The sequence below is a fragment of the Microvirga sp. P4_A5 genome (genome assembly GCF_056402495.1).
In genome coordinates this window covers 1-9,551 of the sequence record NZ_JBFUHH010000134.1, presented here as the reverse complement: position 1 = coordinate 9,551, position 9,551 = coordinate 1, and the positions used below count along the sequence as shown (strand labels likewise).

General features: G+C 63.4%; 8 protein-coding genes. 5 read left to right on the top strand and 3 right to left on the bottom strand.

Annotated elements, in window-relative coordinates:
* The 5 genes from AC1DVM_RS21380 to AC1DVM_RS21360 form a co-directional block, all read left to right on the top strand.
* The coding region (locus tag AC1DVM_RS21380) for a mandelate racemase/muconate lactonizing enzyme family protein (RefSeq protein ID WP_477257846.1) at positions 1-1,067 on the top strand (1,067 nt) is incomplete at its 5' end.
* Positions 1,064-1,765, top strand: coding sequence for an aspartate/glutamate racemase family protein (locus tag AC1DVM_RS21375; RefSeq protein WP_477257844.1), 702 nt, complete (start codon positions 1,064-1,066; stop codon positions 1,763-1,765). The genes AC1DVM_RS21380 and AC1DVM_RS21375, both read left to right, overlap by 4 nt.
* Positions 1,766-1,801: 36 nt before the next feature.
* Positions 1,802-2,686 carry an ABC transporter permease gene (locus AC1DVM_RS21370; protein WP_477257842.1) on the top strand — a complete coding sequence of 295 codons (885 nt, stop codon included), beginning with the start codon at positions 1,802-1,804 and terminating at the stop codon, positions 2,684-2,686.
* Between the two features lie 146 nt (positions 2,687-2,832).
* Entirely contained in the window at positions 2,833-4,317 is a 1,485-nt protein-coding gene (locus AC1DVM_RS21365) for an MFS transporter (protein ID WP_477257840.1), read from the top strand.
* 56 nt (positions 4,318-4,373) lie between these two features.
* Positions 4,374-6,392 carry a CocE/NonD family hydrolase gene (locus AC1DVM_RS21360; protein ID WP_477257838.1) on the top strand — a complete coding sequence of 673 codons (2,019 nt, stop codon included), beginning with the start codon at positions 4,374-4,376 and terminating at the stop codon, positions 6,390-6,392.
* Positions 6,393-6,485: 93 nt separating this feature from the next.
* On the opposite strand, the gene AC1DVM_RS21355 is transcribed toward AC1DVM_RS21360, so the two are convergent.
* The 3 genes from AC1DVM_RS21355 to AC1DVM_RS21345 form a co-directional block, all read right to left on the bottom strand.
* A complete protein-coding gene (locus AC1DVM_RS21355) occupies positions 6,486-8,228 on the bottom strand; it encodes a hypothetical protein (protein WP_477257836.1) in 1,743 nt (580 codons plus the stop codon).
* 13 nt (positions 8,229-8,241) lie between these two features.
* The gene (locus AC1DVM_RS21350; RefSeq protein WP_477257834.1) at positions 8,242-9,195 is read right to left on the bottom strand and encodes an ABC transporter ATP-binding protein; all 954 of its coding nucleotides are present in this window, start codon (positions 9,193-9,195) and stop codon (positions 8,242-8,244) included.
* 65 nt (positions 9,196-9,260) lie between these two features.
* Positions 9,261-9,551: oligopeptide/dipeptide ABC transporter ATP-binding protein (locus tag AC1DVM_RS21345; protein WP_477257832.1), on the bottom strand; the 291-nt coding region annotated here is incomplete at its 5' end.

Here is a 9,551-nt window from a genome sequence, read left to right as displayed (position 1 = left end):
CCTCGCTACACACCTACGATAGTGCCGCCTATGCGATCGTGCGCCTGCGTCTCTCGGACGGTGCGGAGGGATATGGCGAGGCCCGGGAGAGCCTCCAGATCACCGGCGAGACCGGGGAGGGGATTGCCGCCGCCATCCGCGCCAAATTCGCGCCGGCGCTCATCGGCCGCGAGGCCGCCGATATCGAGGGCGCCCATCGGGCGATGAACGCGGCCGCAACCGGCAACACCGCGGCGAAATCTGCCCTCGACATGGCTCTCTTCGACGCTGTCGGGCACAGCACGAATCTGTCCGTCTCCGTGCTGCTGGGCGGTTCAGCGCGCGGACCAATCGATTCCTCCAAGGCAATCAGCGTTGGTGCGACAGGCGCCATGGTGGAACAGGCCCGCGCCTTCGTGGCGGCGGGCTTTCGCACACTCAAGATCAAGACGGGCATCGACGATGCGGCAGAACTGGCGGCTATTGCGGCCATTCGCGAGGCTGTCGGAAATGACGTTCATCTCAAGCTTGACGCAAACCAGGCATGGAACCTTCCCGATGCGACCCGCTTCCTCAACAAGGCTGCGCGTCACACCATTCAGATGGTCGAGCAGCCCATGCCAGCTTTCGACTACCGCGGCAGCGCAGAACTGCGCCGGCGGGTTCCCATGCCTGTAATGCTGGACGAAGGCGTGCGCTCTGCGCAGGATGCCTTCAAGGCGTTGGATGCGGGAGCCTGCGATTACATCAATATCAAGCTCGTCAAGACCGGCGGGCTTCATCCCGCCCTGAAGCTTGTGGCAGTGGCCGAAAGCGCGGGCGTAGCCTGCCAGATCGGAAGTCTCGACACCACGATCGGCAGCGCGGCGGCAGTCCATCTCGTCCATGCCCGTCCAACGATCTGCTTCGCGGAGATCAACGGCCCAAGCCGGGTGAGCTTCGATCTCGCGAGCGGCTTCAAGCTGGCGCAGGGGCGGGCCGATATCGCACCGGGGCCGGGACTGGGAATCGTCATCGACCAGGCGCGACTTGTTTTTGACCAGGAAGCAGCACCGAGCACCGCTCGGGCCGAAGAGAGGGTGTCATGAAGATTTGCTATCTCGTTCCCGGCATCGGCCTCACGCCAGCCGAGAAGGCCCGCCGAGAGGGCATTCTCAACGCCATCGCGGCTCACGGATCGCATGTGGAAGTCAGCCAGGTCGCAGATGGACCGCGCTCGATCGAAAACGCGGTCGACGAGTTCAAGGCGATGCCGCACGTGCTCTCCTTCATCATGGAGCGCCAAGCGGATTACGACACTTTCATCATCGGATGCGCCGGCGACACGGGCCTGGAAGGCGCGCGGGAGCAATCGAAGAAGCCGGTGGTGGGCCCTGGAGAATCGACCCTGCTGCTCGGTACGGTCGGCGACAAGCGCTTCTCGATGATCACCATCTCGGACGAGCGCGCACGGCTGAAGCGTCGGATGGTGCGCGAGGCCGGCCTCGCCGAGCATCGCCTTGTCTCGAGTCATGCCCTGGGTATTCCGGTGCTCGAGCTGTACAAAGATCCCCGGCGCACGCAAGCCATCCTCCTCGACATGCTCAAGAGCGCGAAGGCGAAGGGCGCCGAGGTCATGCTGCTCGGCTGCATGTCCGTCGCCTTTATGGAGCCGGCCCTTCTCGCCGAGGCTTCCGACGAGGCAGGACTGCCGCTTGTGAACCCGATCGTCTCCGCGGTGAAGATGGCGGAGGCACTCGCGGTCATGCAGGCTTATGGCCGCAAGGCCATCAACCTCGCTGCGTGAGCGGCGTGACAGCGTACTTTCTGGAGTGACGAGCGAATGACAGGTGCAACGGGCAGCGCGGTGGTTGGCCGGACGGGATGGATGCCCGACGGTGCCCGAGACGTCTGGCGGGTTCTAAAACGGCGCAAGCCGGCAATAGCAGGCCTTGCCTTTATCGGCCTGTTGATCTTCATCAGCATCTTCGCGCAATACATCGCGCCCTTCAAACCGGATGATTACACCGATTCAGTGACCTCGCCGCCATCCTGGCAGCACTGGTTCGGTATCGATCATCTGGGCCGCGACATTTTCAGCCGCGTGATTTACGGAGCGCGGATCTCCCTCTGGGTGGGCCTGCTCTCGGTGGGCATCTCGCTCACGATCGGGACGACGCTCGGTCTCATCGCCGGATACTTCGGCGGCATCGTCGACAACCTGATCATGCGCGCCATGGACATCATGATGGCGCTCCCATACGTGCTCCTAGCCATCCTGATTGCAACCATCCTCGGGCCCTCCTTGGAGAACGGCATCTTGGCCATCGGCATCGTTCGGGTGCCACGGTTCGCGCGTCTTGCACGAGCCTCCACGCTGTCGGTCAGGACCCTCACCTACGTGGAAGCATCGCAAGCAATCGGCGCACCGCATCACCGCATCATCTTCCGGGACATTCTGCCGAACATTCTGGGCCCAATCGTCGTGTACTCCACCTTGAGTCTGGGCGATGCGATCCTGTCAGCGGCGGTCTTGAGCTTTCTTGGCCTCGGCGCTCAACCGCCGATACCGGAATGGGGCGCGATGTTGAATGAAGCGCAGAAGTATCTCATCAACGCCCCATTCATGTCGATCTTCCCTGGCCTTGCGATCTTTCTGACTGTCCTTGCCTTCAACCTTTTGGGTGATGGACTCCGTGACATTCTCGACCCACGGGTTCGACGCTAAGCCACTTTCTCTGCGCGAGGTTAGATCGGACCGACCTCGCGCAGAAGCCCGACCAGGCCTTCGCCCTTTCGCGCTTCGTCGCTGGGCCCCGCACCAGCGGTCGGGGACAAGCGACGTTCCCCGGTCATCATTCGGTGAGCCGCTGCATGACCCAACGTTCCTTGTTCTTTCGCGTATTCCCTTCTGTCGCTCTGCCGATGTTTCTTGCGGTGTCGGATCAGACGCTCGTGGCCACGGCCCTTCCGGCCATCGTGGGCGATTTCGGGCATGTGGCACTCATATCGTGGGTCGTCGTCGGCTATCTTGTCGCCAATACGCTCATGGCACCTGTCTATGGTCGCCTCGGCGACCTGTTGGGTCGCAGGCGCATGCTGCTGATCGCACTTCTGATCTTTATGCTTGGTGCGCTGACCTGCGCGGTCGCGCCTAGCTTCGAGGTTCTCATTGCGGCGAGGGCGCTCCAGGGCTTTGGCGGCGGCGGCCTGATGACCTTGTCGCATGCCCTGATCGGCGACGGTGTCCCGTTGCGCGAGCGTGGTCGCTACCAGGGCTATCTCGCCACGGTGGCCTTGGCGGCCACGACGTTCGGCCCGTTGGCCGGCGGTTTGATCGCTGCACAGTTCGGGTGGCGCGCGGTGTTTCTATCAAGCATTCCATTCGCGATGCTTGCCTTCGCGTTGGCTTTTCGCCTACCCGATCGTCAGGATGCGCCGACCGGAAAGCGGCGGTTCGATGCACTTGGCCTCGCGCTGTTTGCCGGGACCATTGTCCCGCTGCTTCTCGCGATCCAAATGTTACCGCTTCCCGGTCGTTCGGGAAGCGTTGCTTCCTATGCACTTCTGGCTACTGCGGCGATCTGCCTCCTGGCGCTGCTGAAAGTGGAGAAGCGGGTGGAGACGCCACTTTTCCCGCTCGATCTTCTGTCCAGGCCTACGATCTGGCGTTGCGCCGTGGTGGCCGGCAGTCATGGTGCCGCATTCGTGTCGCTGGTCACCTTCACGCCGATTTTCCTGCGCGCTGTTCGCGGCCTGTCGCCTGCCGAAATCGGCACGCTCCTTTTCACGCTGACGGCCGGCGTCGGGATAGGCTCGCTGTTGTGCGGGCGGCTTGTCAGTCGCACCGGTCGCACGATGATCTTTCCGTCGGTGGGGCTGAGCGTTGCGGTGCTGTCCCTGCTCGTTCTCGGAATGACTTTTCCGCTGCTCGACACGCTCGCGCTGCAGGTACTCTATGGGGTCATTGCGATATGCTTTGGAACCGTGATGGGTGTGCTCCAAGTCACAGTCCAGCATGTCGCCGGGAAGGAAGGTCGCGGCGCCGCCTCCGGGGCCGTCCAGTTTTCCCGATCGCTCGGTGCCTCCATTGGCACCGTTACCGTCAGCAGCGCGCTCTTTTACGCGCTGGGGTCGCAGGACCCGACGGCCGTTGCGGCCTTCAACGCGCTGCTCGACCAGGGGCCGGCTATGCTGTCCAGTCTGTCTGAGACTGTGCGCGAGGACATGACCCGAGCTCTGCTCTCCGGCTTTCGGAATGCCTTTCTGGTCGTGGCAGCCACTGCGGCCGTAGGAATGCTGGCCTCCTGGCGCACGCCGCTGAGGCGTGTTTGGAACGACAGGGAAAAGGTCGCATGAATCCTTCGATCTGCTCTCTGCCGACATGATGGCGCTCTACGCCACGCGGGGAATCATTGACGCCGCTGCTGCAAGGCTCGCGGCCGAGCGTCCTGAACGACTGCACCTTTAGTGCACACAACGTTACGAGTTTCAGTTTTGGGATATACACGATGGCTTCATTGGCCTCTGCGTTGCTTCCTCATGTCCATGAGGCGATCGTCGAACGCGACATGATGGTGGCGATGCGCGACGGGACACGCCTTGCTACGGATATTTACTATCCGGCGCGCGACGGCCGACTTTTGGACGTGCCGTTTCCTGTGGTTCTCGAGCGAACGCCCTATGGAAAGGCGGAGCCGTCGCGCTCGGAGATGGACCGCAACGACAGCACGCCGATGTCGCGGGCGGAGGTCGCAACCGAGTTCGTCGCGCGGGGCTACGTGGTCGTCTATCAGGATTGTCGCGGCCGCTACGGCTCGGAAGGAAAGTTCGTCAAGTACTTGTCCGAGGGCGAGGACGGGGTCGACACGATCGCGTGGATCAGGGAGCAGCCCTGGTGTGATGGCCGGGTTGCCATGATGGGTTTGAGCTACGCGGCTCACACGCAGGTCGCGCCCGCCTGTCTGGCACCTGAAGGGCTTGCGGCGCTGGTGGTGGATTCGGGAGGTTTCTCGAATGCCTATCATTCTGGAATCCGCCAGGGCGGCGCACTCGAGATGAAGCAGTGGACGTGGGGCATCAGCCAGGCGAAGGAGAGTGTCGCCGCCAAACGCGACCCGCTCGTGCGCGCGGCCCTCGATCGCGAGAACATCCACGCCTGGTTCTCCGCCATGCCCTGGAAGCCCGGTCATTCGCCACTCAGCGCCGTGCCCGAATACGAGGATTACGTGTTCGACCAATGGCGCAACGGCACCTTCGGCCCGTTCTGGCGTCAGCTCGGCATCTATGCGGAGGGCTACTACGACAGTTTCGCAGATGTCCCTCAGGTCTACGTCTCCAGCTGGTACGATGTTTACGTGAAGTCTGCCACGGACAACTTTGTCAGCCTGAAGAAGGGCAAGCGCGGCCCCGTCCGGCTGATTATGGGCCCCTGGCTTCACGGGGACCGCAACATCTCGCATTCTGGCGATGTCGACTTCGGCGAAGCAGCGTACTTCGACGGCAATGTCGATACGAACTGGCGGACTTTTCGGCGCCGCTGGTTCGACCATTGGATCAAGGGCGATGCAAACGGTGTGGACGCCGAACCGGCTGTGCGCCTCTTTCTGATGGGCGGTGGTTCTGGGTGCCGCAACGCGGATGGCCGTTTTGATCATGGCGGACGCTGGATTGCAGCCAACGACTGGCCGTTGCCGGATACACGTTTCGTGCGGTACTACCTGCATCCGGACGGACTTCTTTCTTCCGAGGAACCGGCTGCGGACGCACAGCCGCTATCGTACGACTTCGATCCGGCCAACCCGGTTCCAACCATCGGCGGCGCGCTCACGTCGGGCCGGCCGATTTTTTCCGGCGGAGCTTTTGATCAGCGCGAGGAAACGCGCTTCTTTGGCTGTACGCATCCCGGCTTGCCGCTCGCCGCGCGGCGCGATGTGCTCGTGTTCCAGACCCCGCCGCTCGCGCAAGACATGGCGGTCATCGGGCCGATCAAAGTTCGTCTGCATGTGTCGTCCGATTGCCCGGACACCGATTTCACCGCCAAGCTCGTGGTGGTGCATCCCCCGACCGCGGATAATCCGCAGGGTTTTGCAATGAACCTCACCGACGGAATTCTGCGTTGCCGGTACCGCGATTCTTTCGAGGCGCCGAGCCTCATGGAGCCGGGAAAGGTCTACCAGATCACCATTGAACCGCTGGCGACTTGCAACCTGTTCAAAGCGGGTCAGCGCATCCGGCTCGACATCGCCTCCAGCAACTTCCCGAAGTTCGACGTTAACCCCAATACCGGCGAACCGGAAGGCGAGGCCCAGCGCCGGAACGCTGCGGTCAATACGGTCCACATGGACCGTGTACTAGCATCTCACATCGTTTTACCGGTGGTGCCACTCTCCACGCTGAAGTCTCTCAGCGGGCACAAAAGTACCGAGAGTTAGCCGCCGAGTGATTCGTCGACAACTCGCGCCGACCGTTGCAGGAATGGCGAACCACACCCGCATCGCGCGCACTTAGTTCGCGGGCCTGTGCTGTCAAGCCGTGGCCGGCGCGGCTGTGGCCCCTCTTGCAGCGATAAGGGAAAGCTCTGCCATCATGCGGGCCCGGACTAACATCGCCTGACTCGCGCTGAGGGTCAGAGAGGCGGCCGTGAGGCGGCCGAAGGCGCCAAGGTAGGACATGGCCACCGCTTTGAACGGCAGAAATTCGCCATCCGCCGACAGGGTCTCCAGCAGTTCCTTGACGTCCGAGAGCAGTGCGGTCAGCCCCTTGAATCCCAAGTCCTGGCGCTCGGCATCGACCGCCGGCAACGCCATGACGCGGAGGGCATTCTCCCGCAGGTCGGCAGCCCGGCGCTTGACAGGCTCCGATGCGCCTCCCGACAGGTCGGCGGATTGCTCACAGGTGCCAGCCCAAATCTCTAGCCGTTCCATCATCTCGCGCGACAGTTGAGCGCCCTTCGCCAATGTCGATGTCCAGATTTCCTCCGGCGTCAGACCGAACGCAGAGCGGGCGATGTCACGGTCTAACCAGGGCGCAATCTCGGCGGCCGGCATCTTGGAAAGCACGTCGAAGCGGGCCTCGATGTCGCGGAGATGCGCAAGTGCCACCGCATGGACTTGCCCGGGCGAAGACATGTCGGATGTCGCGCTCCAGCCCGAGGGATCGAAAGATGCCCTGTCGCTCTTCGCCTCGGGCGAACCTGACTGCGCGGTTGTCCACTCGGCAGCGTTGACGAGAAGCCGCGCGGCGACGCCCCAGTCCAGCATCGTCGGATCGCAGCCGAATTCCGGGTGAAGTCCGAAGCCGACGACCCAGCCTGCCGCTAGAGGCTGCATGCCTCCCGCGGAATGATGTTTTCTGCCAGCCTCGGCCATCGCCGTGTCCTCGAGCCGCACCGGGTCGTTCCCGAAGAGCCCTTCTCCAGGCGTGAACCTTTTCGGCTCTGGCGCCACGCAATCGAGAATGGAGGTATATCCCGCATCCGCCGGAAGGATGATGGGACCGTTGTAATAGACGCAGTCGAATTCGTCGGGCAAACCCAGCACAAGCAGGTGGTCCTTGTCGTTCGGTCGGACCCGGATCACCCCGATCCCGGGGGAACGAACATAATGCGAGCTGCGCTCACCCTTCAGCCAACTCTCCGCCGAAAGCTTCGGCATCTCGCCGTAAGCCGGGTGCCAATCGGGCACGATCCCGGCCGGCTGTTGCAGAATCGAATGGGTGCCGGCGCAGGAGGAAAGATAGCAGCCTCCGCTCTCGACGAAGGATCGGACCATCTTGGCCCCGTCGACTCCCAGACGGCGCAGCTGGCCGTCCATGAACTCCCAGCCGCCGCCCGGCATCACGAAAACATCCACCTGCTCGAGCGCGCCGGACCGGACCGCCGCCGAGCCGATAGGGGCTACGTCGAAGCCCGCTGAGGCAAAGACGTCCAATTGGTGATAGGGCGCTCCGGCGCTTCCGAAGAGAGCGATGGTCACATCCTGAAGCGGCTCAGTGCGCAACGCGCGCCGTTCATCCGCAGAAAGAGGCTCGACCGCGATGCCCTGCAGGTACGCCCGCATAGCAGGGTCGCGCCGCAGAGTTTCGAGCTGTTGCTCGAGACTCGCGGCATCGAGACCTGGCGCTCGGGCGACGAGCATGCCCCGCGTGTCGCTCGGCCCCTCCGTCACCCGCGCAACGGTCGCTCCCAGCGCGCTGAGCGCGCTTCCCAGAAGACGGGCGTGCGCCCAGCTCTGCGCGCCGCTGACGTTACGGATCAGAATCTCGCCCATTGTTCGACCTCGGCTATGTTGGATTGTACTTGTGACAGCGGACCGTCACGCCTTCGGAAAGAGCGGTGATCGCCGGTAGGCTCGTGCGGCAGATGTCTCCCAGGTACGATTGGCAACGGGGATGAAAGGCGCAACCGGACGGCGGCGAAAGCGGGGAGGGAATTTCCCCCGTCAGCGGCGCGGTCACGCGCGCCCGAACGCCGATCTGTGGTGTCGAGCCGATCAGCGCTTTGGTATAGGGGTGTTTGGGGTTGTGCAGAATCTCATGCGCTGGCCCCTCCTCGACCACGCGGCCGAGATACATGACAAGGATCCGATCGGCCACACGCTCTACCACGCCGAGATCGTGCGAGATCACCAAGTAGGACAATCCACGCTCCGCCTGGAGGTCGAGCAGCAGGTTGAGGATTTTGCCCTGCACCGAAACATCGAGCGCCGAAACCGGCTCGTCCGCGACGATCACGTCGGGCTCCAGCACCAGGGCGCGCGCGATCGCCACGCGTTGCTGCTGGCCGCCGGAAAGTTCGTGCGGGTAGCGGTTGCGGAAGGCGACGGCGAGGCCGACCGACTCCAACGTTTTCTCGACCTGCCGCGCGCGGTCGGCGCGTTTTCCGATCCCGTGTACGACCAGGGGCATCTCGACGATTTCGCCAACGGTCCGGCGGCGGTTCAGCGAAGCATAGGGCTTCTGAAACACCATCTGGATCCGCCGCCGATAGGGCTGCCACTCGCGCCGGCTGATGCCCGTGAGGTTGTTGCCACTGAAGCGCACTGAGCCGGCCGTTGGTTCCAGCATTCCGGTGATGCAACGCAGAAGCGTAGTCTTGCCGCAGCCGCTTTCCCCAACCACCGCGACGGTTTCGCCCCGGTTCACATGCAGGCTGACATCCTGAAGTGCGCGAACGACTTCCGTCTCGCGGCTTCCACGGACCGGAAACTCCTTGGACAACCCACGGATATCCAACATCGGAGGTCCTGATGCGCTCTGCATTTCGTTCCGGGTGGGTGCCGTTTCCATCGTGTTTGCCTGAATCATTGCAGCATCTCTTCGGTCGCAGAGCGCATCGGTCGAGGGGGACCCCCCGGGCCTTCGGCTCCAGCGGCGGCATCGGCCAGCCAGCACGCCACGGATCGCCCGGGACCCGCGGGCGCGACCGGCGGGCGTTCTTTTTGACACCGCTCGATGGCGCTCGGGCAGCGGGGACTGAAGATGCATCCGCTGATCGCCGCCATCGGACCCGGCACCTGGCCGGGGATGGTCGCCAGACGCGCGCGCAAGGCGTTGCCCCCAAGGTGCGGCATCGCCTTGAGGAGTAAGCGCGT